General features: G+C 34.4%; 29 protein-coding genes. 21 read left to right on the top strand and 8 right to left on the bottom strand.

Features of this window, described 5'->3' with window-relative positions:
• Window positions 1-18: 18 nt before the first annotated feature.
• The 3 genes from cbpA to csaA all read left to right on the top strand — a co-directional run bounded on the left by cbpA (window position 19) and on the right by csaA (window position 2757).
• Entirely contained in the window at window positions 19-666 is a 648-nt protein-coding gene (gene cbpA / locus LRP84_RS17525) for a cyclic di-AMP binding protein CbpA (RefSeq protein WP_230576246.1), read from the top strand.
• Between the two features lie 355 nt (window positions 667-1021).
• Window positions 1022-2359 (top strand): branched-chain amino acid transport system II carrier protein BrnQ4, encoded by a 1338-nt coding sequence (gene brnQ4 / locus LRP84_RS17520; RefSeq protein WP_230576244.1) that lies wholly within the window; start codon window positions 1022-1024, stop codon window positions 2357-2359.
• A 68-nt stretch (window positions 2360-2427) separates the two neighbouring features.
• The gene (gene csaA, locus LRP84_RS17515; RefSeq protein ID WP_230576243.1) at window positions 2428-2757 is read left to right on the top strand and encodes a chaperone CsaA; all 330 of its coding nucleotides are present in this window, start codon (window positions 2428-2430) and stop codon (window positions 2755-2757) included.
• Window positions 2758-3148: 391 nt separating this feature from the next.
• On the opposite strand, the gene LRP84_RS17510 is transcribed toward csaA, so the two are convergent.
• Complete coding sequence (locus tag LRP84_RS17510; protein WP_230576242.1) at window positions 3149-3439, bottom strand: hypothetical protein; 291 nt, start codon at window positions 3437-3439, stop codon at window positions 3149-3151.
• Between the two features lie 89 nt (window positions 3440-3528).
• Between LRP84_RS17510 and spoIIP (LRP84_RS17505) the strand changes: the two genes are divergently transcribed.
• The 6 genes from spoIIP (LRP84_RS17505) to spoIIP (LRP84_RS17480) all read left to right on the top strand — a co-directional run bounded on the left by spoIIP (LRP84_RS17505) (window position 3529) and on the right by spoIIP (LRP84_RS17480) (window position 9346).
• Entirely contained in the window at window positions 3529-4683 is a 1155-nt protein-coding gene (gene spoIIP, locus LRP84_RS17505) for a stage II sporulation protein P (RefSeq protein WP_230576241.1), read from the top strand.
• Window positions 4676-4924: a hypothetical protein gene (locus LRP84_RS17500; RefSeq protein WP_230576240.1), complete on the top strand. Its 249-nt coding sequence runs from the start codon at window positions 4676-4678 to the stop codon at window positions 4922-4924. The genes spoIIP (LRP84_RS17505) and LRP84_RS17500 overlap by 8 nt, the downstream gene beginning before the upstream one ends.
• A gap of 257 nt (window positions 4925-5181) precedes the next feature.
• Entirely contained in the window at window positions 5182-5922 is a 741-nt protein-coding gene (locus LRP84_RS17495; protein WP_230576239.1) for a M15 family metallopeptidase, read from the top strand.
• A gap of 667 nt (window positions 5923-6589) precedes the next feature.
• Window positions 6590-7021 carry an NfeD family protein gene (locus LRP84_RS17490; protein ID WP_230576238.1) on the top strand — a complete coding sequence of 144 codons (432 nt, stop codon included), beginning with the start codon at window positions 6590-6592 and terminating at the stop codon, window positions 7019-7021.
• Window positions 7021-7980: an SPFH domain-containing protein gene (locus LRP84_RS17485; protein ID WP_230576237.1), complete on the top strand. Its 960-nt coding sequence runs from the start codon at window positions 7021-7023 to the stop codon at window positions 7978-7980. The genes LRP84_RS17490 and LRP84_RS17485 overlap by 1 nt, the downstream gene beginning before the upstream one ends.
• 220 nt (window positions 7981-8200) lie before the next feature.
• Window positions 8201-9346, top strand: a complete 1146-nt coding sequence (gene spoIIP, locus LRP84_RS17480) for a stage II sporulation protein P (protein WP_230576236.1) — start codon at window positions 8201-8203, stop codon at window positions 9344-9346.
• A gap of 232 nt (window positions 9347-9578) precedes the next feature.
• Here the strand turns inward: spoIIP (LRP84_RS17480) and LRP84_RS17475 are convergent, their stop codons facing one another.
• Entirely contained in the window at window positions 9579-10040 is a 462-nt protein-coding gene (locus LRP84_RS17475) for a DinB family protein (protein ID WP_230576235.1), read from the bottom strand.
• A gap of 166 nt (window positions 10041-10206) precedes the next feature.
• Between LRP84_RS17475 and alr the strand changes: the two genes are divergently transcribed.
• Complete coding sequence (gene alr, locus LRP84_RS17470) at window positions 10207-11382, top strand: alanine racemase (protein ID WP_230576234.1); 1176 nt, start codon at window positions 10207-10209, stop codon at window positions 11380-11382.
• A gap of 58 nt (window positions 11383-11440) precedes the next feature.
• Here alr and LRP84_RS17465 read toward each other — a convergent pair whose 3' ends face one another.
• A complete protein-coding gene (locus LRP84_RS17465) occupies window positions 11441-12313 on the bottom strand; it encodes a GNAT family N-acetyltransferase (protein WP_230576233.1) in 873 nt (290 codons plus the stop codon).
• A 16-nt stretch (window positions 12314-12329) separates the two neighbouring features.
• The gene (locus LRP84_RS17460) at window positions 12330-12752 is read right to left on the bottom strand and encodes a GNAT family N-acetyltransferase (RefSeq protein ID WP_230576232.1); all 423 of its coding nucleotides are present in this window, start codon (window positions 12750-12752) and stop codon (window positions 12330-12332) included.
• Window positions 12753-13250: 498 nt separating this feature from the next.
• Between LRP84_RS17460 and LRP84_RS17450 the strand changes: the two genes are divergently transcribed.
• The 4 genes from LRP84_RS17450 (at window position 13251) to LRP84_RS17435 (ending at window position 16822) form a co-directional block, all read left to right on the top strand.
• Window positions 13251-13616: an ArsR/SmtB family transcription factor gene (locus tag LRP84_RS17450; protein ID WP_230576231.1), complete on the top strand. Its 366-nt coding sequence runs from the start codon at window positions 13251-13253 to the stop codon at window positions 13614-13616.
• Window positions 13606-14046: a DNA mismatch repair protein gene (locus LRP84_RS17445; protein WP_230576230.1), complete on the top strand. Its 441-nt coding sequence runs from the start codon at window positions 13606-13608 to the stop codon at window positions 14044-14046. The genes LRP84_RS17450 and LRP84_RS17445 overlap by 11 nt, the downstream gene beginning before the upstream one ends.
• A gap of 109 nt (window positions 14047-14155) precedes the next feature.
• Window positions 14156-15898 (top strand): SulP family inorganic anion transporter, encoded by a 1743-nt coding sequence (locus LRP84_RS17440; RefSeq protein WP_230576229.1) that lies wholly within the window; start codon window positions 14156-14158, stop codon window positions 15896-15898.
• Between the two features lie 534 nt (window positions 15899-16432).
• Window positions 16433-16822: a cupredoxin domain-containing protein gene (locus tag LRP84_RS17435; protein WP_230576228.1), complete on the top strand. Its 390-nt coding sequence runs from the start codon at window positions 16433-16435 to the stop codon at window positions 16820-16822.
• A gap of 368 nt (window positions 16823-17190) precedes the next feature.
• Here LRP84_RS17435 and pdxR read toward each other — a convergent pair whose 3' ends face one another.
• Window positions 17191-18585 (bottom strand): MocR-like pyridoxine biosynthesis transcription factor PdxR, encoded by a 1395-nt coding sequence (pdxR, locus tag LRP84_RS17430; protein WP_230576227.1) that lies wholly within the window; start codon window positions 18583-18585, stop codon window positions 17191-17193.
• Window positions 18586-18714: 129 nt separating this feature from the next.
• Here pdxR and LRP84_RS17425 point away from each other — a divergent pair, with 129 nt between their 5' ends.
• Window positions 18715-19146, top strand: coding sequence for a GNAT family N-acetyltransferase (locus LRP84_RS17425; protein ID WP_230576226.1), 432 nt, complete (start codon window positions 18715-18717; stop codon window positions 19144-19146).
• A 100-nt stretch (window positions 19147-19246) separates the two neighbouring features.
• Here LRP84_RS17425 and LRP84_RS17420 read toward each other — a convergent pair whose 3' ends face one another.
• Genes LRP84_RS17420 through LRP84_RS17410 form a run of 3 tightly spaced genes read right to left on the bottom strand, consistent with a single transcriptional unit; the run spans window position 19247 to window position 21828 of the window.
• Window positions 19247-19867, bottom strand: coding sequence for a DUF1648 domain-containing protein (locus LRP84_RS17420; RefSeq protein ID WP_230576225.1), 621 nt, complete (start codon window positions 19865-19867; stop codon window positions 19247-19249).
• A gap of 15 nt (window positions 19868-19882) precedes the next feature.
• Window positions 19883-20929 (bottom strand): ABC transporter permease subunit, encoded by a 1047-nt coding sequence (locus LRP84_RS17415; RefSeq protein ID WP_230576224.1) that lies wholly within the window; start codon window positions 20927-20929, stop codon window positions 19883-19885.
• The gene (locus tag LRP84_RS17410) at window positions 20926-21828 is read right to left on the bottom strand and encodes an ABC transporter permease subunit (RefSeq protein ID WP_230576223.1); all 903 of its coding nucleotides are present in this window, start codon (window positions 21826-21828) and stop codon (window positions 20926-20928) included. Before LRP84_RS17410 ends, LRP84_RS17415 begins: the two co-directional genes overlap by 4 nt.
• A gap of 229 nt (window positions 21829-22057) precedes the next feature.
• On the opposite strand from LRP84_RS17410, the gene LRP84_RS17405 reads away from it, so the two are divergent.
• The 6 genes from LRP84_RS17405 to LRP84_RS17380 all read left to right on the top strand — a co-directional run bounded on the left by LRP84_RS17405 (window position 22058) and on the right by LRP84_RS17380 (window position 25097).
• Window positions 22058-22624, top strand: a complete 567-nt coding sequence (locus tag LRP84_RS17405; RefSeq protein WP_230576222.1) for a GNAT family N-acetyltransferase — start codon at window positions 22058-22060, stop codon at window positions 22622-22624.
• A complete protein-coding gene (locus tag LRP84_RS17400) occupies window positions 22594-23178 on the top strand; it encodes a 2'-5' RNA ligase family protein (RefSeq protein WP_230576221.1) in 585 nt (194 codons plus the stop codon). The genes LRP84_RS17405 and LRP84_RS17400 overlap by 31 nt, the downstream gene beginning before the upstream one ends.
• Entirely contained in the window at window positions 23175-23660 is a 486-nt protein-coding gene (locus LRP84_RS17395) for a GNAT family N-acetyltransferase (protein ID WP_230576220.1), read from the top strand. Before LRP84_RS17400 ends, LRP84_RS17395 begins: the two co-directional genes overlap by 4 nt.
• A gap of 22 nt (window positions 23661-23682) precedes the next feature.
• Window positions 23683-24126: a GNAT family N-acetyltransferase gene (locus tag LRP84_RS17390; RefSeq protein WP_230576219.1), complete on the top strand. Its 444-nt coding sequence runs from the start codon at window positions 23683-23685 to the stop codon at window positions 24124-24126.
• Window positions 24127-24225: 99 nt separating this feature from the next.
• Window positions 24226-24777 carry a GNAT family N-acetyltransferase gene (locus LRP84_RS17385; protein WP_230576218.1) on the top strand — a complete coding sequence of 184 codons (552 nt, stop codon included), beginning with the start codon at window positions 24226-24228 and terminating at the stop codon, window positions 24775-24777.
• An 11-nt stretch (window positions 24778-24788) separates the two neighbouring features.
• Window positions 24789-25097 carry an antibiotic biosynthesis monooxygenase family protein gene (locus tag LRP84_RS17380; RefSeq protein ID WP_230576217.1) on the top strand — a complete coding sequence of 103 codons (309 nt, stop codon included), beginning with the start codon at window positions 24789-24791 and terminating at the stop codon, window positions 25095-25097.
• Window positions 25098-25115 lie beyond the last annotated feature (18 nt).

Raw genomic sequence — 25115 nt, 5'->3', positions numbered from 1 at the left:
AACATAAGGGGGATTTTTATGAGAGTAAAAGGAAACTATGTTTCAAAAAAAGAAGTGTTGTTTTGCAAGGATACATATACGTTACAAGAAGCGCTAGATCATTTAAATAGAACAGGATATCGCTGTGTTCCAGTTCTAGATAAAAAAGAAGAAACATTTTTAGGGAATATTTATAAAGTAGATATTTTAGAATATAAAGGTTCTTTAGATGATAATGTGAAAGAGCTATTGCGCAATAAAGATGGGTATGTAAAAGAAGATTCTTCATTCTTTAAAGTGTTCTTTACAATTAAAGAGTTACCATATATTGCTGTTGTGAATGATAATGAGGATTTTCTTGGTATTTTAACACATAAAAAAGTATTTGAGTTACTAGAAGATGCATGGGGCCTTCATTCTAGTAGGTATTCAGTTATGGTCGGAACGCAAGATTATAATGGTGCTATTCAAAAACTATCAACTGTATTGAAAAAATATAGTGGAATTCAAAGTCTAATGACATTTGATAACAACGCACTATATGTACGTAGAATTATGTTTACATTAGGAGAAGGATTTGCGGCAGAAGAATTACAGCCGCTTTTAAAAGACTTAGAAGATCATGGATTCCGCGTTATACATGTAGAAGAAATGAAAAATTCACGTGAAGTGGAAATTGTAGAGTAAGAGGGAAATCCATCTCTGAAAGTAGAGATGGATTTTTCTTGTTGTTGTGTTGAATTTATATTTATATGTATCATTATTATTTTCAAAATTCTATATAGTGGATAAATTTCCATTTTTCAATTAAATATGTTACTATATTGAAGAAAATTAGTATAAAAGATTATAATCTTATAATCTTTATTGTTATATCCACTCTTAATATTTAGGAAATTTAAAAATATATAAGAGTACAAAGAATTAAGAAGAACGGACAAGGAAAAATTATGTCTATTAAAAAGTCAAACATTTATATCATGAGTAGAGAGGAGGTACGCATGGCATAAATGAGAACGAAATTATGTTATGTGGACTACAGATGAAGAGGCAATTAAAGTTAGGGGACACGTTAGCCATTGGTTTAATGTTATTCGCATTATTTTTAGGAGCAGGAAATTTAATTTTTCCTCCTGTATTAGGACAGCAAGCCGGTGAAAATGTTTGGATTGCTACGATAGGTTTTCTTGTTACTGGAGTAGGGCTACCCCTATTAGCAGTTACAGCTGTTGCATTTGTAGAAGGAGATTTGAAAGCGTTATCTTCTAGGGTACATCCTGTATTTGCTGTTATTTTTCCGCTTATTAGCTATTTAGCAATTGGTCCATTTTTTGCAATTCCTCGCACAGGTGCTGTTTCGTTTGAAATGGGCATGAAACCATTTTTATCCGAAACGATGGCGGCGGAATGGTATATGATGTTGTTATATACCGTAGTATTCTTTGGGATTACATGGTATTTATCATTAAATCCATCAAAACTTATCAATTGGTTTGGAAAAATTATTACGCCACTTCTTGTTATTATTGTTGCTGTAATTGTTGGAAAGGCAATTATTGATCCAATCGGAGCACCTGCTTCACCGATGGAAGCATACAAAGAAAATGCCTTTTTCGGTGGATTCATTCAAGGATATTTAACGATGGATGCTATTAGTGCACTTGTATTTGGAATTGTTGTAGTGCGAGTTATTCGTTCAATGGGCATTAAGGAAAGTAACCAAATTGCGAAAACAACGATAATATCAGGTGTTATTGCTGTTATTGGACTGACGCTTATTTATTTATCACTTTCATATCTTGGTTCTACAAGTACATCCCTTGGTGTTTCTGATAATGGGGGCTTAATTTTAACAAATGTTGTAAATCAGTTATTTGGGACAACAGGAAAAGTATTACTGGCATTTGTTATTACATTTGCTTGTTTAACAACTTCAGTTGGATTAGCTTCTGCTTGTGCGGAATTTTTCACAAGTTTATTCCCAAAAGTTGCGCACAAAACAATTGTTACAATTATTTGTGTATTTAGTTTATTCGTTTCAAACTTAGGGCTAACACAGCTTATTGCTGTTACTTTACCAGTGCTTATCATTATTTATCCTGTTGCAATTGTATTGATTGTGTTGTCATATTTCCATAAATTTATTGGAAAACGAAATAATATATATATTGGTGCAATTGTCGGAGCGTTTTTCGTTAGTTTCTGTAATGGCTTAGAAAGTATAGGTATTTCTCTCGGCCCATTATCAGCAGCGTTGCAAATGCTTCCATTATATAAAGAAGGCATCGGCTGGCTCGTACCAGCGATTGTTGGAGGAGCGATTGGCTTTTTCTTACATAGCTCGAAAGAATTGCAGGAAGTAAAAAAGAAAGGTGCATAAGCATCTTTCTTTTTTGGAAGAGAAATAAAAGCAACTATTTAATATAAATGGCAAGGAGGAATATAGAAATGGCTACTTTTGAAGATTTTATGAAATTAGATATTCGTATTGGGACGATTTATCGAGCAGAAGTATTTCCTGAAGCTCGAGTACCCGCTATTAAGCTAGAGATTGATTTTGGTGAACTTGGAATGAAACATTCAAGCGCGCAAATCACGAAACGATATACGCCGGAAGAACTTATTGGAAAGCAAGTTGTTGCAGTTGTTAATTTTCCGCCAAAACGAGTGGCCGGATTTAAATCTGAAGTACTTGTACTTGGTGGCGTTCCTGAAAAAGGTGATGTTATTTTATTAGAGCCAGGTATGGAAGTTCTCAATGGAACAGCGATTGGCTAAAAGTATGAGAAAAAATGGACATGTTTAAGTATTTCAAAAGGAAAATCTAATCAGTTTCTTTAGAAGTAACGTTCAATGTACCAATAAGAACAGAAACGGTAAAAGATTGGAAGAAAGCAAAGTATACTAAGCCAAAATACAGAAGGGTCTGTCAGAAGTAAAATGAAACCAATACAAAGTGTATAAGAAGAAAAAAATTTGCCAAACAGTGTGTTTAAGGGAAGGAATTTGGACAAAGGAAAGCGTAGTTCGTGTAATTCTTGTTCAAAACAGCAACCATGATAAGTGAGGATTTGAAAAAACAAAGCAACTGTAACGAGATCACGTTTACGATAAATAAACTTTTTACATTTATGGCAACATATATAATTTTTCATCATAGCACCTTCCTTTAATTTCTTATGCTTGAAATGAGTTTATACAGTATTAGATATAAAAAATATATACCGATATACGCACCAGTAAGAAGAAATAAAGGGTTTAATAATATACGATGAATGGTTGTCATAAAAACAGTCTGTTGAAGTAATACATCGTATACAGTAAATGCAATAATGGTTCCAAATCCATATAAACAAACATACGCAAATATATCTAACCAAATGCGAATACGTGGATGTACCGCAAGTAAAACAAATAAACAAGATAATATAATAGGAAATAATCCAATCACCAGTTTCAATTCTTTTCACCTCAATGCCAATATTGCCAAATTGCATTCGGTCTATTCTCTATAGCTTGTACATATGTTTATAGGGAGAGGGTGATCTAATGAGTCGAAGCTATTTTTATGTGAAACGAACGAGTATTCCAAAATTTATTTTTTTACTTTTTTTGGGGATGATGGCTGCTTTTTTGTTTGTTAGTATGATCGTAACATCGTTAAAAGAGACAAAGTCAACGTATTTATATAAATGGTTAAATGACATTTCTATGAATGGATATATGTATGTGATTGGGTCAGAAAATCGTTACTTTACACAAGAATATCGTCATTTAAATGCAGATTTTTCTATCTCTTCTTTTCTGTTATCTGCAATGACAAATATCCGCTTTGATGACGTTCGTAGTTTAGTTGGAACAGAACTTCCAGGGTTTTCGAAATATGACACGGAAATTGTGATTGCTGGAGAAGGCACAAACTATACAAATTTGCCTATTGAATCGAGTGTACCTTTAGAAGAGCTTGTAAAAGAGCGGACGGGAGAACAAGGAAAGCCTGAAAAGGCAGAGTCAAATAAAGCGAAACCGAAGCCAGCGCAAACGACGGGAAATCGGCAAGTAGCGTTTATTTATCATACACATAGCTGGGAGTCGTATTTGCCATTATTAAATTTAACGAATGACCCGGATCCAAATAAAGCAACGAGTGCAACAACGAATATTTCTTTGTTTGGAAACAGACTTCGTGAACAATTTGAAAGTCATGGGATTGGAGCAGTAAATGATATAACGGATGTGGGTAAAAAACTAATTAGTAAAGGGTTAAACAGTAATAGCTCTTATAAAATGTCTCGTGGGATTGTGCAAGAAGCTATGGCCAGCAATAGAGAGCTTCAATATTTTTTTGATTTGCATAGGGATAGTGCAAGAAAAGAAGTTACGACGAAACAGATTGGTGATAAATCATATGCAAAGTTGGCATTTGTTATTGGGAAAGGAAATAAAAATTATGCAAAAAACCTACAATTGGCAACAGCGCTGCATGAATCATTAAACGAAAAGTATCCTGGATTGAGCCGAGGAGTAGTTCAAAAAGGTTTTAGTTCAGGAAATGGGGTATACAATCAGGATTTATCTGGTCAAGCGATTCTCATTGAAGTAGGTGGTGTTGATAATACGGAAGAAGAACTCAATCGTAGTATCGATGCGCTTGCAGAAGCGTTTAGTGAGTACTATTGGCAAGCGGAGAAAGTGAATGGTTAAGCGTAAGCAAACATTGCTTACGCTATTTGCTTTGTATCGAAATTTGTCTCTTTATCTTATGAAAAAGGAAAAGGGATTTAGAAAAATAGTAGCGAATGTTCATTTATCCCGCTATTCGTGGGCAGTAAGACCCCCACCTCAAGATTCAGAGAAAAGCGAAGAAGATAGGTGGGGGATAACTGCCCGTAAAAGCCCGATTGGTTCAACTAACCATCAGTGGGGGATGAAAAAACCCCACTGATGGAAGTTTCACTTTATAAAATGGCTCTTGTAAATAATTTTATTATGTAAACAATGTAACCGTAATGAGTAGGTAAATTGCAGTATAAGAAGCAAACGCATCTCTAAAATTTTGAAATAAGTTGGAGCAAATTGTTTAAATGGATGAGAGAATGGGAAAAAATATATGGTATGTGATGTTTAGAATTAACTGTTATTGAGCGTAACGGAAGTTGATGAGTATTGTATAGAAAAATTATTAGAATAAAAGGATGTTATATGAAGAGAAAATGGATGTTGTTTAGTATAGCGATTGTCATTGGAGTGATTGCAATTGCAATGCTGCAATATATAGAGCATAAGGAAAAACAAGCGATAGAAGCGCAAGGAAACGTTGTTTTTCCGAAGGTACAAGAAACAATTGCAAAAATAGAAGGAGGGCTTGCGGTTGTTAACAACCCAGACTCAACTCTTGTCCTTGTGAATAAGAAAAGGCGTTTGCCAGATTTGTATGAACCACAAGATTTAGTAATACCAAAAGTTCGTTTTCTATATGAAGGCGATAATGAAAAAAAGAAAATGCGTAAAGAAGCTGCTACAGCATTAGAACGCATGTTTCAACAAGCGAATAGTGAAAAAATCTCTTTATTTGCTGTTTCTGCATTTCGTTCATTTGAACGGCAAAAAGCATTAAATACGATGTATAAAAAACAAGATGGGGAAGCAAAAACAGCGATGTCTAGTGCAGTTCCTGGTACAAGTGAACATCAAACAGGATTAGCAATCGACATTACATCACAATCTGCAAATTTTCAATTAGAACCTTTATTTGGAGACACGAGGGAAGGAAAATGGCTTGCTGAAAATGCTCATAAATTTGGTTTTATTATCCGTTATGAGAAAGAAAAAGAAGCGATAACAGGATATACGTATGAACCGTGGCATGTGCGCTATGTTGGAAATCCATATGCGACATATTTATATGAAAATCAGTTCACTTTAGAAGAAGTTATAAAGTGAACTTCCTATCAGTGAGGTTTTTTCTTCATCGTGCACTTATCTTCTTTGTTTTCTCAAAATCTTGAGGTGGGAGTTTTACTGCTCACAAGTAGCAAAATAAAGTAATGATGATAAAGGGGAGAATGGTGGAGTGCCGATGTTATATTAAGAAAAAAGTATATGCGTAAACAAGAAAGCGATGTTTCTATCTAAGAAACATCGCTTTCTCACTGTTACGTATACGTAAGTGGTAAACAACATCGAGACGTATATATGACCGAATTAGCTAAATACGTAGGAAATGTTTGCTTAGATAATGTAATTGTTTCTTATCTAAGTTATTTATTTCATGGTCTCATTTGTGAGAAAATATTTTTTGTCATTTTTTGAGAGGGTTTGTCATGCGCGATAAAGAATATATTAATATATCATTTTAGTATATTCTTCATCTAATAGATCTGATACTACATACTTTCTAGTGATAGTAAGATTTTATTATTTGTGGATGGGCGCCTCAGCTTTTTAGCGGTTAGTTGAACCAATCGGACTTTTACGGGCAGTAAGCCCCCCACCTATCTTCTTCGCTGCCCTCAATCTTGAGGTGGGGGGCTTACTGCCCGTTAATGCGGGATAAAGTTTTCTTTCTCTCATATACATATAAAAAATAGAATGGAAGCGAGGGTTGCACATGGCAGGATGGGTAATTTGGTTTGTCATTGCCGGATTTTTATTTATTGCAGAGATGCTGACTGTTACATTTTACTTATTATGGCTTGGAATAGGGGCAGTGGTCGGAGGTCTAATTGCGCTATTTGTACCAAATTCTTTGCTACTTCAAGTTGTAATAGCATCTATTGTCAGTCTTGTTTTGACAATCTTTACAAAACGTATTTCCAAGAATTTTCGGGAGGCAAAAGGGTATACAGATGCAGTTGATCAACTTGTTGGTAAAAAAGGTATAATAGTGCAAACGATTACAAATGAAGCGAATGGCATTGTGAAAATAGATGGAGATATGTGGACTGCTGTTTCAGATGAACCAATTTTAGATGGAGAAAGCGTTATTGTTGTAAAGAGGAGCAGCACAGTTGTGCATGTGAAAAGGGAGTGTGAACTATAATGGTTGGTTTAACATTATCGATTATTTTAGCATTGATTGTTATTGTATTTATCGCATTAACAATTAAAATTATTCCGCAGCAGAGAGTAGGTGTTGTAGAGCGTTTAGGTAAATTCCAGCGTGTTATGCACCCGGGTTTAAATATGGTTATCCCGGTTATCGATCGTGTACGCCTTTATCATGATTTGCGCATCCAACAAACAAATGTACCACCGCAAAAAGTAATTACAAAAGATAACGTACAAGTTGAGATTGATACGATTATTTTCTATCAAATTGTTGACCCAGAGCTTGCGACATATGGTATTTCAAATTATGAATTCGGGGTTCGTAATATTACATCTGCAACAATGCGACAAATCATTGGGAAAATGGAGCTTGATGAAACGTTATCTGGTCGTGAGAAAATTTCAACAGAAATTCGTTTAGCGCTTGATGAGGCGACAGAAAAATGGGGCGTTCGTATTGAACGTGTTGAAGTTGTAGATATTAATCCACCCAAAGACATACAAGCAGCGATGGAAAAACAAATGAAGGCAGAACGAAATAAACGTGCAATTATTCTCGAAGCAGAAGCAGCAAAACAAGATAAAGTGCTTCGCGCGGAAGGGGAAAAACAAAGTAAAATCTTAATGGCTGAAGGTGATAAAGAAGCGCGTATTCGAGAGGCAGAAGGCTTACGACAAGCGAAAGAACTAGAAGCGCAAGGGGAAGCAAAAGCAATTGAAGAAATTGCGAAAGCAGAACAAAATCGTATTCAAATGCTGCGTCAAGCAGGACTTGATGAGCGTGTTCTTGCATACCAGTCATTTGAATCATTAACTGAGATTGCAAAAGGACCAGCAAACAAAGTGTTCCTTCCAACAAACGCCGTTGAAACATTAGGAAGCTTAGGAGCAATTGGAGAGCTGTTTAAAGAGAAACAGCTGCCTTCTATAGATACGAAAAAAGAACAATAGAAACGAGGAAGAGAAATGGTTGCCATTTCTCTTTTTTTTGAGGATATATTTGAAGTTGAAGATGTGAGGAGTGGATATATGAAATGAAGCTGAAAATATATATACGAATTAAATAGTAGGTGTATATATTCAAGCTTCAAAACGTGCAGGACATAGTAGTGTAATCAGAATGTATATTGTATAAAGCTTGTACATACCCATGTATAGAAAGGGTGGTACCATGAAAAAGTATTTTATACATTCTCAGACGCATGGGAAGAAGATTATTATTTTGCTGTGTTCTTATGCATTTTTTATTTTAGTTGCTGCATCTTTGGTCACAACGATGTTACATACAATGAAATCATATTATGTGAGTCAATGGTTTGGAAAAATTTCCATACAAGGATTTATGCAAATGATTGAAATGGAAAATTATTACTTTTCTTTTGAATATTTTCAAACAAAGAAACGAGAATCAGTAGGAGCGTTATTGTTTTCATTAACAACAGATATGCGTTTGCAAGATATTCGAACATTTATGGGAAAAGAAATCCCAGGAATGGCAAACTATTATTCTGACATTCTTGTAGCTGGAGAAGGAACCGATTATACAAATATACCAAATGAATCAAGTGTACCGATAGAAGAAATTACGAAAGAGCGCGAAGTGGCTAAAGAAAAAGTTCAGGAAGCAGAAAAGAATAATCCTGTTCAAAAGAAAGGAAATGCTATAGAGGGGAAAAATGCCGTATTTATTTATCATACGCATAGTTGGGAATCGTTTTTACCGTTATTACCTGGAGCAAAAATTCCAGATGAAGCATCAAGTCCAGATGTAAATGTTTCACTCCTTGGTACAAGATTAAAACAGCAATTAGAAGGACAAGGAATTCCAGCTGTACATGACAAGACAAACATGGGAGACTTATTAGCGCAGAAAAAGATGAAGTGGTATCAAGCTTATAAAGCATCGCATGGATATGTAAAAGAAGCGTTAGCTCAAAATAAGCAAATCGTATTTCCGATTGATATTCACCGAGATGATCAGCGTAAGAATGTTACAACAAAAGTGATTAATGGAAAGTCATACGCAAAACTTTATTTCATTATCGGGATGGAAAATGAAGGACGAGAAGAAAATATGAAAATCGCAAACGAAATTAATTCATATTTGGATAAACATTATTATGGACTCAGCCGAGGGATTTTCAAAAAGGACAAAAGTAAAGGAGATGGTACATATAATCAAGATTTATCTTCCAATGCTCTACTTGTAGAAGTTGGTGGTGTTGATAATACGCTAGAAGAATTGTATAACTCTATTGATGTACTAGCAGAAGCGTTTAGCAAGTATTATTGGGATGCGGAGAAAGTGAATTATTAATGAAAAATAAGAGCAATAGAAAGGGACGGAAAACCGTTCCTTTTCTATTTCTTGAAGACAAATGAAAGTTGTACTTTATCCCGCATTAAGGAGCTCAAGATTGAGATAGAAGCGAAGAAGATAGGTGGGGGATGAAAAAAACACTGATAGAAGTTTCACTTTATCAACAGCAGCCACTTGTATGAACATGATTGGCTGCTGTTTTTTGTTGAAATGCATATGCAGTTTGTTTTTATTCGAATAAAGGAATTAATGGGTCTTTCACATGTTCTGTCAATAAAGTATGTAGCTGCCCGCGATGATGATAAAAATGAGCAACAATTTCAAGTAACCATTCAAAACGAGAATAAGAAGCACCCCAGTAGGAATGTGTGGTTTCTTCAAGCTCTGCTATGGAGTATGCTTGAAATGTTTTAGCAAGAAGTTGAAAACCTTCTTTCATTGTCTGTTGAACTTCTGCAAGTGTATGAGGTGTATGTTGTGAATAAAATTTATTTAGTTCTTCTTTTGATGCTTCATTTAAAATAAGAAGATCGGCATAACAAATAAGAGATAAATGTGTATAAATTTCAAAGAGGGATCGCTTGTTTTTGATAGGGCGATGTTGTAATTCATCGTAAGTAAATTGTTCTAACATCTGTATTGTAGAATCAATCCCAAATTTTAATTGGTGCAGCGTGGCTTGAACAAACATTGTGTTTCTCCTCACATCCGTTTATAATAGTGTCTTAAGAGTATTTTATCATATTCAAAATTCTGAAGATTCTTGTAGTTTGACGAAAAAAATGAAAAGTATTATATTGTTAAAGGTCCTATTGAACGATAAATAGAATGGAATTATTGAGTTAGGAGTTAGAATAATGATTTCAAGATATGGAAGAAATACAATTGTTGAAATTAATTTAGATACTGTAAAACATAATGTAAGAGAATTTAAAAAACGTGTAAACGATGAAAATATTGCAATGATGGCAGCGGTAAAGGCAAATGGATATGGTCATGGTGCGATTGAAATTGCAAAAGTAGCGATTGAAGCTGGAGTAAGTCATTTTGCAGTTGCTTTTGTAGATGAAGGAATTGAACTGCGTGAAGCAGGAATTACTGTACCAATTTTAATTTTAGGTTATACGCCGGAAGAAGCTGTAGCAGATGCAATTGAATACGATATTATGATGACTGTATATAGAATTGAAGATTTAAGAGATATCAATCATATAGCAGAACGTATGCAAAAGAAGGCCTGTATTCAAATTAAAATTGATACAGGTATGAGTAGAATTGGCTTACAAGAAGAAGAAGTGACAACATTTCTACAAGAATTGAAAGAAATGAAACATGTGAAAGTAGAAGGAATGTTTACACATTACTCGACTGCTGATGAAGTAGATAAAACATATACGTTGATGCAAAAAGATTTATTTAAGAAAGCTGTAAATGCTGCAAAGGATATGGAGATTCATTTGCCGCTTATTCATAGTTCCAATAGCGCAGGAACTATGGAATTAGATAACGAATTTCAAAACATGGTTCGTGTTGGGATAGGGGTATATGGAATGTATCCTTCAAAAGAAGTGGACCATAAAGCAGTTTCACTTCAATCAATTTTAACGTTAAAGTCAAAAGTATCTCATGTGAAACACGCGAAAAAAGGAAGAGGCGTAAGTTATGGAAATACGTATGTTACAACAGGTGATGAGTGGATTGCTACGATTCCAATCGGATATGCAGATGGATTTAGCCGTCAATTATCAAGTAAAGGATATGCGTTAATTAATGGCGTGAGAGTACCTATTATCGGCCGTGTTTGTATGGATCAACTTATGCTTGATGTAACAAAAGCGATGCCTGTACATGTTGGGGATGAGGTTGTCTTCTATGGTAAGCAAGGTAATGAAGAGATTACAGTAGAAGAGATTGCTGATACGTTAGGGACAATTAATTATGAAGTAACGTGCATGTTAGATCGAAGAATTCCACGTGTATACAAAGAAGATGGTAAAATCGTTGGAGTTGTAAATCCATTAAGAAGAAAGTAAAAAAGAAGAATGTTATGCATTCTTCTTTTTTATATAAATGAAAGCGGTTACTATCGGGCTATTTGTTGATCAAATCATAGTAATGATAGCTTGTAGTAATTTCAAAACCACATTGTTTATAAAGTTGCAAAGCATTCTCATTTTCTGTTTCTACCTCTAGTGTAATGTTTCTTTTTCCTTCTTGTAATAATCGCTGTACAGTAGTTTGTAACACGTTTTTTCCAATTCCTCTTCCTTGATAAGAAGGATCTACAGCAAATCCGGAGATCGATGTGACCTCTTCTTCGTGAGAAACGGTTATCGTTCCTACTGCTTCGCGATTGAAAAGAGCAATATAGAGATATCGATTAGTGGATGATATTGTCTTATGTAACCATGTTATATTATCCTGTAAAGAATCGCCAAAGGCTTCGCTTGCAATCTTGGAGATAGTCGTTAAGTTCTCAGTTGAAGCTGGTACAAGTTGAAGGGTATCTTTCATTTCTATCAAAGATGTTGAATCTCGTTTAAATTGCATAGAGTATTCACTAAACGAAATTTGTAATCCAAAAGATTTAGCAAAGGCGTTTCCACTTGTAGAAGCAGCATTTACGATGAATAATAGTTCATTGATGTTGCGCTTTTTTATTTCGTCAAAAGCTGCATCTAGAAGGTTACTACATATTTTTTGCCTTCGAAATGAAGGATGAACCATTCCTATTAACTCAAGTTTAGTAGGTCTTTCAAATTCGTACATACTTACAAAACCAACTAATTTGTCGTCTTGGTAATAAAGAAAATCATTCACCTGATCTTCATTTCTTGTTTGGAGCACATCTACATATAAAGAAGGTTTATACTCCAGTCCATCGTTACGTTCACAGTATGTTGCTAAATCGATTATTTGTTGTATGTCTTCTGAGGTTAATATATTCTTTTTTTTAATCTTCAAAGAATCACTCTCCATTTCATACTAGTAATCTTTTCTGTAAGTAATAGTGTGTATGTCCTTTCGGAAAATCTTCTATAATACCATATACTTCATAGCCATGTTTTTTATAAAATTCCGGTGCTTGAAAGCTAAATGTATCAAGTTTAATAAGATTACAATGGTTTTCTTTCGCTATTCGTTCGGCTTCAAATAGAAGTTTACTGCCATAACCTTGATGGCGCAGACTATCACTGACCCATAAAATATTGACGTGTAAGCATTGCCAAAATATATTCCCTATTAAACCAGCCACTAGTTCTTCATTATCATTTTTTAGTGTTAAACAGACATCTTTAACAAGTGATTTCTCACTACCTGAAACTTGTGAATGATTGAATGCGATTAATTGTTTTCTAATATAATCGCTGTCCTTTTGAATCCATTTGTTTTGAAGTTGCATATTGTATTCTCCTTTTTATATTGTGTTGTTTGATAATTAAAAGAAAGATGGGTGTTCCATCCACTCGTCTAGGTCCACACTTCCTTGGACAGACAGTAAATGATATAAGTATCGATATGGTTATCTGCATTGCTTGCATGGTCTTCGTAGCCAGGATGTAATTCTTCTATGTGTAAAATAGGGGAAGAAAACATCGTTTGTAGCATCATATCGTATACGGACTCTTTTTTCGGAAAATTCACTCGAAATTATTATATAATATTTATAGGTAAAATAGGGATATTTTAGGCGGATAAGTGATGGCACAGAATCAAAAAAGGTGTTGTAAACAGATGAAATACATCGTTTACAGCACTTTTTTGAGTTTTTGTTAACGTTTCAAGATTTGTATTGAAAATTGTAAACTCTAGAAGTATCATATACATCTTCAAACATTTGAAGATGTATATGATACTTCTGGGTTATTTAAAATTAACAATAAGTAATGGAGGTGTTTTAATGGGAGGGGAAATGCAACAATTTAAGGCTGATTTTTTTAAAGCTTTATCACATCCCTTGCGAATTCGTATTCTCGAATTGCTGTCAGAGGGGGAAAAAAGTGTAAATGAAATTCAAAGCATTCTTAATAAGGAAGGTTCTGCGGTTTCTCAACAGTTAAGTGTGTTACGTGCAAAAAATATTGTTGTTGGTACCAAAGATGGAAAACGAGTTTTATATTCTCTTCGAGATCCTATGATTATGAATTTATTGGAAGTTGCACGGAAAATTTTTAATAACCATTTGATTGATACGATTTCAATGTTAGAAGAACTAGATGAAACAGACGGTGAAACGATAGCCAAGGAGGTACGGGTTGAATATTGAGGTTAAGAAAGAAGTTATTATCCAACACGGAATTGAAATACTTCGCTCAATAGGAGCTCATCACGTTTGCAATGTTTGTATTAAAAGTGGGAATTCTTGTTGTTTTTCATGCCAACATTTACAAGATGGAGTTGGATGTCAAGAAAGGAATACAGCTTGTACAGCTTGGTTATGTGGGATTCAAAGTTTTTTATTTGATCAAATAGGATTACTGGATGAATGGAATCGTTTTTGGAGCGAAATTCCGGGTCAGATGTTTCGTAGAGATAGTACGCCAAAGAAGGTATCGATTACATCATTTATAGATACGCAGAAGCTAGATAGTCACGGTGGAGAACTTCTAGCAGAAAGGTTGAAAACCTACGTACAAGAAGGCGGAGATATAGGTAAATTAGAATGTCGTTTGAACAAAACGTATAGTAAATATTAGGTTCACGTTCTCTTTAGAAAAAGTTAAAATTTGCAATTTGAATTTATTAAAAAATAGTTATTCTTTCAGAAAAAGCAAAATTTATTAAGAATAGAAAAGAAGGGTTTATATGAAAGGGTTATATACAGGAAGATTTGAAGGATACTCATTGGGACATCTTCAAAAGGATCTTCTTTCAGGAACAATTGTCGCAGTTGTTGCGATTCCACTTGCTATGTCTTTTGCTATAGCTTCTGGGGTTAAACCAGAATACGGGATTTATACAACATGTATTGCTGGGATCCTCACTTCGCTATTTGGTGGTTCGAAGTATCAAATTGGAGGACCGACAGGTGCTTTTGTTCCGATTCTTTTAGGCATTGTAATTACTTATGGATATGAAAATTTATTACTGGCGGGTTTATTAGCTGGAATTCTCTTATGCCTTATGGGGATTTTTAAACTGGGATCTTTAATTAAGTTTATTCCACGTCCTGTAACAGTTGGTTTTACATCAGGTATTGCTGTTACTATTTTTACGGGACAAATTGCTGGCTTTTTGGGGCTGACAGGTATAAAAAAGCATGAGGAATTTATAGCAAATTTGAAGGAAATCTTTATCCATATTGATACCATCAATTTTTATAGTATTATAACTGCTTTGATTTGCCTTTTTGTTATATTGATAACACCAAAAATTTTACCAAAAGTTCCTGGTTCATTAGTAGGTATTGTTATTTCAACTGTAATTGCAACGGTATTTTTCTCGGGTCATGTACCTACTATCGGTACAGCATATGGTGCGATTCCGAATACACTTCCTCAGTTCCATATTCCAGAAATCACATTGGAGCGTATAAAACAGTTAATTGGTCCTGCATTTGTTATTGCCATGTTGGGTAGTATTGAATCTCTTTTATCGGCTGTCGTGGCAGATGGTATGACAAATAGTAAGCACAACAGTAACAAAGAGCTTATCGGTCAAGGAATTGCTAATATTGTTACACCTTTATTCGGAGGAATTCCGGCAACTGGAGCGATTGCCCGAACAGCAACTAATATTAGGAGTGGAGCTACTTCTCCGATGTCAGGTATTATTCATGGGGTGCTTGTTTTATTAACGCTTCTACTGCTAGCTCCATCTGCTTCACATATTCCGCTTGCTAGTATGGCCCCCGTTTTAATGGTAGTAGCTTGGAATATGAGTGAACAAAAACATTTTGCTCACATCCTTAAAATGAAAACAGGAGATTCTCTTGTATTACTTGTAACATTTTTGTTTACTGTATTTACTAGTTTGACAACAGCTGTAGAAATCGGTCTTATTCTAGCTATTATTTTATTTACAAAACGTATGAGTAACATGCTTGTTATATCTAAAGTGCTTCCTGATCATACAAGAAAGAACGAAAAATTGCTGCCACATGTGGTGAATAAAACGCATGATTGTCCACAAATTAGTATTTATACAATAGAAGGTCCGTTATTCTTTGGAGCTGCTCAAACGTTTGAACAAAACATTTTAGCAACTATTCATTATAAACCAAAAGTATTAATTTTACGTATGGGAAAGGTTCCTTTTATTGATACAACAGGAGAATCCTATTTTAGGAATATTGTTCATCATTTTAAAAAACAAGGTGGCGTACTTCTTGTTTCAGGAATTCAATCAGAGTTAAAAGCAACTTTAGATAAAAATGGATTGTATGATGAAATCGGAGAAAAGAACTTTTTTGATCACACAGGAGAAGCTATTACTTATGCTCTAGAACAGTTGGATACGAAAAAATGTATAGAGTGTAAACATTTTGCTTTTCGTGAATGCACCCAACTTTCTCATCAACCTCAACCAGTGAGTGCATTAGATTATTAAAAAAGATCTGTCAGGATATGCAAGAAAACAAGGTGCCCTTTTTATCCTATAGGACAATAAAGCCCTTATCTTAAATAAGAAATGAAAAAGTGCTGTAAACAGATAAAATACATCGTTTACAGCACTTTTTTTGTTGCTTATGTTACCTAAATGTTGATTTAAAATAAGGTTTGATAATTTGTAAAAAAGTTCGATAATTTATAAAAAAATTTGATAAAACTCTGTATTAATTTAGGGTTTTTCTTTTGACCCTTAAACCCCAGTTGTATTGTTCAATTAAAGGGCCAGATTGTGGAAGATCAACTTGAAGATGATGAAAATATTTTGTTTGAATGTGAAGTATTACACTTAAACTAATGGTGCAGATTAATTGAAGAAGAATGGATTTCAGAAGATCGTAAATAGAGTCGATCTTTTTTCTTTGTCACTGTTTCAGATAAAGAGTTACTATTTGAAGCACGTTGGAACCCCATTTATAGTGATAATATTTTATGAATTGGAAAACAATAGTGCTTAGGAAAGGAAGGATTGCGAATGTCTGTGAAAAAGTGGTTAACTGGATTGGTCGTTTTGCTTGCGATGATTGTGGTTGTGACAACTCCAGGCTCACTCAGTGTATTTGCCGAACCCGGCGTCGTAACACAGCCTATTGAGTCAGTGAAAGTGATTGAGGTCGAGTTGAACGATGATTACTTTAATCCGAACGTCATCACTATTCCGATTGGAAGAACGACAACGTTGATATTGAAAAACCAAGGTAATAAAGAGCACACCTTCACAGTGGAAAAGCTCGGAATTGACGCCGAAGTCCAGCCGGGAAAAGAAAAAAACATAACCGTGAAACCTAAAAAGCCCGGTACATATGAACTGATATGTCGGTACCATTTCCAGAAAGGAATGGATGGAAAAGTGATAGTCAAATAACAAGCGGGGCCAATCGTGCCTTGCTTTTTTAATAAGCAACGGTAACTTACTTATTATTACCCAGACATCATTATAACAGCTAACTTTCATGCGCGAACATATGTTCTTATAAAAAGTAAATGCTCACTTTTTGTAAAGTAAAGAGGTAGGTTTGTTCAATAAGACATAGTAATTAAGATCTTCCACAATCGAGCGCTTTAATTGAATAAGGATAACAGAAATGATCAATCTTTTTTATAAAAGATTGATTTACCGGGATATATTAAGAGCATGTTTTGATCAATCTTTTTTCAAAACACGCTCTTTCCTTTTGTTCATTTATTAAAGTTATTAGTATCAATTTGATCAAACTTTATTCTAAAGCAACACTAAAACCAAGCTTTCTTTAATAATTGTATAGCACAGAGAATGTCGTTTGCTGATAACCCTCCAAACCCCATCAATACGTAAGATTCCTTCTGTAAAGCATTTACTGCATCATATAGAGAAAGAGGATATACTTTGACACGATTTTCAGCTGCCTTATCGATAAGCTCATGTTCATTCATTCCGTTATGAACATGTAATACAATATGAAGTCCTGACTGAGAACCTATGATATCGACAGATGTTCCCATTTCTTGTTGAATTGTATGTACTAATAATTGATGTTTCTTTTTATATACAGTGCGGATTCGATTCAAGTGTCGATTCCAATAACCTTCTCTCATAAACGTCGCAAACGTGAGTTGTTGTATTTTTGAGACAGTTTGCTTGAAGATGGTACCATCATGTTGGTAAGTTTTTAGCAGGGCTTGTGGAAGAACCATATAACTCATTCGGATTGAAGGCAAAAATGATTTCGAAAATGTTCCCATATAAATGACACGTCCATTTGTATCTAATCCTTGTAAGGAAGGAATAGGTTTTCCGGTATAACGAAATTCGCCGTCATAATCATCTTCTATAATATAGCCATCATTTTCACTTGCCCATTTTAGCAGCTCCATTCGGCGAGAAAGTGGCATAATCATTCCGTATGGAAATTGATGAGAAGGTGTTATGTATACAACATTAGCCCCACTTTTATGTAAAGAGGAAATACGAATACCTTTTTCATCTAGAGAAATGGGGTGTATATGTAATCCGCAGCTTTGTATTATAGCTCTTACTCGGTGAAAACCCAGATTTTCCATTGCATATCTATACTCATTCCCAAGCAATTGCAAAAGTAACCAAAGAAGAGGCTGTGTACCTGCTCCGATGATAATTTGTTCTGGAGTAGAGTGGACACCACGCGCTTGATAGAGATAGCGAGAGATTTCATAGCGAAGCTGCCATTCACCTTGTGAGTCTTCTTTTGTAAATAAGTCATTCTCATATTCTAGGAGACAATTATTCGTTATCTTTCTCCAAGTAGACAACGGGAAGGAGTCTATATCAATGCTCCCATGACTGAAATCATAACGTAAATTTTCCTGAACAGGTTTCTCTTTATATGCAATATTTTTATTGTTTGTTGTCTGGATCATATCGTAAGCTGCATCAGCAACAAATAAACCTCTTTTTTGTTTACTTTCTACATACCCTTCAGCTATTAATTGCTGATATGCATATTCAACTGTATTGCGGCTTACACCAAGCTGCAAAGACAAATTGCGGTGAGATGGCAGACGACTGCCAACCTCAATACTTCCTTGTAAGATTTCTTGTTTTATATAGTTATAAATTTGTATGTAAAGTGGTATCTTACTTTCTGAATCTAATGGGATGATAAGTTCCATTGTCATCTTCCTTTCGAACTGTCCCTATAAAAAAGAATAAAACTGCCACTTACAAAAGGGGCACGCGCTTTTTATAATAACAATCATAAAACATTTTGAATTTTTTATAAATAATTGGAGGGAAAGAATATGAATACATGTGTGCAAGAGGTAAAAACAGAGCAAGAATTTTGTAAGGTGTTACCAGTATTACAGCAGTTGCGGCCTACACTTTCTCAAGAAGAAGCACAGTCTCTTTTGGAAAGAATGAACGAAGAAAATTATCGCCTATTTGCTTTGTATAATAGTGAAGGAGAAGTAGTGAGTTTAGCAGGAACAGCAATTTGTACAAATTTTTATAATAAGAAACATGTCTTTATATATGATCTTGTTACAGCAGAAGCACATCGTTCAAAAGGATATGGAGAGACACTGCTGTCGTATATTGAGGGGTGGGGCAAAGAAAATGATTGTACTTGTGTCGTATTAACTTCAGCGTTTCCAAGAATAGATGCACATCGTTTTTATGAACGAGAAGGGTATGAAAAGGTGAGCTATTCGTTTTGGAAAGAAATAAAATAAAGCAGGATATTCTTCTGCTTTATCATATCTGGCGAGAAGACCCCCACCTCAAGCGCGAAGCGGTAGGTGGGGGTAGTTCAATTTATACAAAGAGTTTGTTTTATAATGAAGAAGACTGCTTTTGATCCTTTATAAATAAATATATCGTACTGCCAATGACTACAACTGTCATAATAACAATTGTTCCAAATGCAGCATAATGCATGAGAGAAGAAGGAAACACAAATGGTGAAATTACGATGCATACACCTGCTAGTATAATAGAAATACCACATATCTTTTGTGCCTTTTTCTCCAGCCTTTTGCTATTCCACTGATAGGATATGGTAGAATTTTTCGCGTCAACTTTCATGATGAAATATCCAATAATAATGAAAAGTAACCCAACAGCTGAGAGAATGAGTTGTTCATGAGGAAGATTATATCCAAGCGCAAGTAGGGAAAGAGTAGTGTCAGTAAAGAAAAGGAAAAGTAACACTGCATTTCCAATCCATTTGAAAAAACGTGCGTCTTCTATCGTGTGTGATAAGCCTTCAAATAGAAAAGCGATAAAGCATGACAGAAGAATAGCGATTGTTACATGTGTTCCTTTTGTCATAGTAGAAGTGGGATTTCCGTTAAAATCCCACTTTGTTACAACTTCAGGCGGCAAGAAAAAGTATAGAATGATGTTTGTAGTAATAATCGTACATAGCATAATTAAGCCGAATTTATTTTTCATAATAATCCTTTCTTACTACATATTGGCAGAAGAATGATAAGAATGTTCTTTTTTGTTAGCGAAGGTGAAGGAGTGTTTGTCTTGTATGTATGGAGACGTTTCTTTTTTTCTTTCAATTTTTTTAATAGAATATTCTTGCCTTGCTAAAGCATCTTGTATTCCTGTTGTCATGAATTTCAGTATGAGAATAGTCAAAAATAGAGCAACAAGCGTACTAAAAACAATCCACATTGATACATTTAGTTCGAAATAGTTGAGACCAATAAGTCCTGCCCAGTCGTTAGAAAGCGAAATAAATTTATCTTCGCCTAAGTCTGCACTTTTCCTTTGTACACCTCCGATAAATTGACTTACCAATGCAAGATGAGTAACTAAAAGAAGTGTTTGTACAATATGCTGCATAAATAATAAGAAGAGGCGATCTTTTAGTAATACACGTAAATGTGTACGAACAATGTGTAAACGACTTGCTCCCATTATTTGTGAACTTAAAATATATTCTTGTTTCATAAATTCATCAATTTCAGAAGAAATATATATTGTTACAGTAGGTAAAACAACAAGAACGAGAACGATAGCTTGATATGATACAAGAGGCAAATTCACTTCGAGTTTACTATCTAGATTTGAAAAGACCATTTTGTTCATAGGCTGCATTAATATGTATGCAACGAAAACGGTTGCTAAATAATAAAATACTTCTGTACATGTTTTTACAAAGTTTTTTAATCGTGTTACATATAAGCTTAATAACACACCGAATATTGTACCAAGTAAAACACGTAATAAACTGATTCCAATTGCGAATAAAATTGTAAATTTTGCACCATCTAATATTTGGAAGGAAATCGATTCTCCAAAGCGATCAGAACCAAGAGGTGGCATTTGCTTTGGTGAGAATGGTGAAGCGGCAATTAAATCTCCATTCTCATCGTATAACAGTCTCATTGGCTTTAAAGTATCTTCTTTGAAGTAGAAGCCGTAAATAAAACTAGCGATGACAAGTATGACAATATATGTCAATCCGATTAAAAAACGTTTTGATTTCCAAATAGCTTTCATATAATTCCTCCGTTCATTTGATTTTCCCATTTTTTTATAAAATAAGAAGAAATTTGAAATAAAAGGTAAAATGGAATCACAATCATAATAAGCACAACGAATGTAATTGATGTCGAAAAGTGGGTTGTGAAAATAAGGAATTGAATAATGCCTGACATGTGAAACACGCATTCTAGTACAAATAAATTGGAAAGTAAAAAGACAAAAATCATTTTTAAATGATGAAATAGGTGAATAAAAATATTTTTAAATAAATGTATACGGATAATATAGCTTGAAGAAAGGCCTTTTCCATAAGCAACTTCGACATATGGTTTTATACGTTCTTCCTCTATGTACAATATCATCATTCGGAACATTTGAATTGTTGGGAGTATAGATAAACAAATAATAGGTAGTATATACGCTTTGTTTTCATTGAATGTCATAATGTGTACTGGCAATTCACCTGTTTGCCGAAAATACCACATAAAAAACATTTGTATACAGATCATAATCATTACGTCAGGGACAGCTTCCAATACAAAAACGGTGCGCTGTATGATAGTTTGGACCAACTTTGCTGATAAAAAATAGAGGTAAGCAATACTTGTTGCAACGAAGGTAGAAAGAAAAAAGGCAGTAAATAAAATTGTAAATGAATATATATATGGTTCTAATACAGTGGGAAATAAGGATACTGTTTTACCTCCACCTGTAGGTGCAGGTATTTGAAAAGTAAGGGAATGTAAAGAAAAAGCGTGTTTTACTGTATCGATGATTGTATTTATGAATTTGTTTGGCTGAAATGAAATGTTTCCGCTTTCGTTTATAAATAGGGCTGGAATGTTTAATAGAACAAGTAACGTAATGATAACAGCTAGTAGTTGTATAGAGAATTTCCATAGCTTCCTTAGCATAAAATCCCTCCCAAAAAACATTTTTACAATATTATACAAAATAATCGATTGTTTGTTTTGATTTTTCAGAAAAAACATTATAATAAATAAAACTAGTAAATAAATATAATATTTCTCTAGTTCATTTAGAAATAGAGAAGAGTAATTTCGTACTATCTTTGCTAGTAAAACTTATAGTGTATTGCTACATAGTAATTGAAAGATAAGAAAGCATATATAGGAGGATTCTATGGAACAAACATATTTAAAAGGCGAAAAAGTAGTTATTCGAACGATAGAAAAAGCGGATCTGTACCTGCTATGGCAAGAAGTTTATAAAGAAGAAAATCCAGAGTGGAAAAAATGGGATGCACCGTATTTTCCATTTGTTAGACAAGAGTTTACTGCTTTTCAAGAAGGTCTATGTTCTAAATTAATGAAAGATCCATATTCAAGATTTCTTATTGAAAAAGATGGTGAAATCATAGGGATCGTAACGTATTACTGGGAGCATGAGCCTTCACGTTGGTTAGAGATTGGAATTACCATTTACAATCCAACATATTGGAATGGAGGTTATGGTACAGAAGCTTTACGTATGTACATTGACTTTCTATTCCAACATATGACGATTGGAAGGGTCGGTTTGACAACATGGTCAGGAAATAGCCGCATGATGAAAGTTGCTGAGAAGCTTGGCATGCAATTAGAAGGAAGAATGAGAAAATGCCGTTATTATAATGGAGAATATTATGATTCGATTCGGATGGGGATGATCCGTGAAGAATGGGAAGAAATGAAGGCAGTGAGGAGATGAGCAGTTTGTACGCAGCAATTGTTACGTTTGATGAACTATTTGGAACATATATAAAAAAGAAGTGGGATGAAAGTGATTTGTCATCTTATATAAACAACATTGAAGGAATGGAACCACATGTTACATTAGCAGATTATAAACAGCTGGATGTAAAAATATTCAAGCAAGAGCTGCGTCAGTTTTCAAAGCGTACGAATATTATTGAAATTGAATTTTCTCATGTAGGGAGTTTCCCGGCAAATGGAACGGTGTTTTATGCTCCAACGATAACAGAAAATCTGAAACAGTTTCATACAAACTATCATAAATATTTTAGTCCTTTTCAAGATAATGCAGATTCCTATTATGTACCAGATAAATGGGTTCCACATTGTACAGTAGCAAGTAGACTAACGAAAATACAATTAGGACAAATTTTTCAACATGTATGTGAGAGCTTTGAAGCGATGAGAGCGGCAGTAGATTGTATTAAATTAATCCAAGTCGTATATGAAGATGGAATGTGTGTGAAGTGTAACACATTAGCAGAATATAAGTTGGGGGAGTCTTTATGAATTTTGTCATCCGTGAAATGAAAGAAGAAGATATCTCATCTGTACAATATGTGGCCAAGACTTCTTGGAACGATACATATAAAGATCTTATTCCGATACCAGTGCAAGAAAAATTTTTAGAACATGCTTATTCTCATGACATGATGAAGCATCGTTTACAACATTCACATTTATTTATAGGAGAAGTAGACGGAAAAGTTGTTGGATTTGCAAATTTTTCACCGATAAAGTATCAATGTGAAACGGAGTTAGGGGCGATTTACTTATTGCCTGAATACCAAGGAAGTGGTATGGGAACAGCGTTATTACATAAAGGAATTACAACATTAGAAGGTGTCAAGAAGATATATATTAACGTAGAATCAGAGAATAAAACCGGAAAAGCATTTTATACTGCAAAAGGATTTGCAGTGGTAGATGCGTTTGAAGAAGACTTTGATGGATATATGCTGAAAACATTAAGAATGGTATTACATGTTTAATAGGAGGGGGAAAGAGGTTCTTATGATCCAAAGAGCAACTGAAAGCGATACGGAAAAAATTTTAGCTCATGCGGCCGAATCTTTATATGAAGGGACCATGAAAACGAGTCAATTTAGCCAAGAGAAAGTACTAGAGCTTACAGTCCCTCTTTTAAAAAAAGGAGCATTCTATCTTGTTATAAAACATGATGATATATTGAATGGATGGATATTGATTGGAAGCAATAAGGACTATTTTTCTGGAGAAGAAATAGGTTTTATTTATGAGTTGTATGTGTTTCCTTCTTATCGTGGACAAGGTCTTTCACGCCAGCTTATGAGAGCAGCAGTTGATGAACTCTATAAGCTAGGCTACTCAGAAATTCGTTTGAACGTATTTGCAGGGAATTTTGCGAAAGAGTTGTATAAAGAAATGGGATTCGTTGAGAGGCAAAGTGTTATGAGTTTAAAACGTGAGAGTATGTAATTTTGAAAGAAACATGGAATCATACTTTTAAATCTAAAAATAATGATGGGAAAGCATTTGAATGGGGATAAAGGATTATATTTGAGGAGGATATATGTATTGAAGGGGAATTTAGTAGAATTACGAGCTATTACAAAAGAAAACATGAACTCTCTTTATAAATGGCGCAATGATGATGAAGTAAGTTACTGGGCGACAGGAAATTCACCATTTTATACAAATGTTTCAATGGAACAGTTAGACCATTTTTTTGAACAAGTATGGAACTTAAATAAAAAAGATGAATGTGTGTTTGCTGTTTACACGTTAGAGGGAAAATATATCGGAATAGCAGACTATAGAGATATAGATGCGGTGACACATAAGGCGGTAATTGGCTTAACGATAGGAGATAAAGAATATTGGGGAAAAGGGTTTGGAACAGACGCTATACAAACACTTGTAAAATATTTATTTTTAAACTTAAATATGAGAAAAATTCAACTTGATACATGGAGTGGAAATGAAAGGGCAATTCGTTCATATGAAAAGTGCGGGTTTCAAGTGGAGGGTGTTCTCCGTGAAGATGTATATGTAAATGGAAAATACTACGATACAGTGATAATGGGCTTATTACGAGAAGAATGGGTTCGAGATGTAATAATAAGTTAGGAGATGAGATGATGATATTAGAGGCAGCAATGCTCCAAGTGAAGCTTGGAATGGAAAATGAATTTGAAAATGCCTTCCAAGAGGCTTCTAGCATTATTTCTTCTATGAAAGGTTACCAAGGTCATACGCTTCATAAATGTATAGAAACCAAAGGGAAATATCTTTTGTTAGTGAACTGGGAGACGTTAGAAGATCACACGGAAGGGTTTCGAAAATCAAGTGAGTATGAAGAATGGAAAAAACGATTGCATCATTTTTACGAGCCGTTTCCGACAGTAGAGCATTTTCAATACGTGGAATTGGATAAGAAGAAGGATTAATTATTAATGAAATGAAAC

The organism is Bacillus rhizoplanae (assembly GCF_917563915.1).
GTDB classification, from domain to species: domain Bacteria; phylum Bacillota; class Bacilli; order Bacillales; family Bacillaceae_G; genus Bacillus_A; species Bacillus_A rhizoplanae.
The sequence above is the reverse complement of the archived record's forward strand: the minus strand, read 5'-3'. Positions and strand labels throughout refer to the sequence as shown.